1 protein-coding gene is annotated in these 494 nt (G+C 41.3%); it reads left to right on the forward strand.

The genetic code is table 11. The features are described 5' to 3' along the window. The coding region (locus AN391_RS19895; protein WP_152967921.1) for an IS3 family transposase at positions 1 to 494 on the forward strand (494 nt) is incomplete at both ends.

The raw sequence follows: 494 nt of genomic DNA on the forward strand, positions 1-494 counted from the left end.
ATCAAAGAAAATAGCCAAGCTTTTCGCGTTATAAAGCTATGCTCAGCTATGAAGGTGAGTCGCTCAAGTTATTACGCATGGCTGGCGCGTCCAGCAAAGCTTATAACGGCCAAAGAGCTGCATCTTTATCGTAAAGCCAAAGCGCTGTTTAAACGCAGCAGAGAAAGCTTAGGCTACCGTGAGCTATGTAAGAACTTACGCAAAGAAGGTTTTAAAATAACGCGCTACAAAACTCGAAAGTTAATGGAGAAGCTCAATTTAGTGGTTAAACAGCGAGTAGCTTATAAAGTAACAACTAAACGTAAACACTCTGATGCAGTTGCAGATAATTTGCTTAACCAAAACTTTAATCCGGTAGCACCCAATCAGATTTGGGCTGGCGATGTGACATACCTGAAAACTGGCGAAGGCTGGATGTACCTTGCTGTTGTAATGGATTTATATTCTCGTCGAATTGTTGGCTGGCATATTGATAAACGTATGACGACTGATTT

It is taken from the genome of Pseudoalteromonas sp. P1-13-1a, assembly GCF_001401875.1.
In the GTDB taxonomy this organism is placed as follows: Bacteria; Pseudomonadota; Gammaproteobacteria; order Enterobacterales; family Alteromonadaceae; genus Pseudoalteromonas.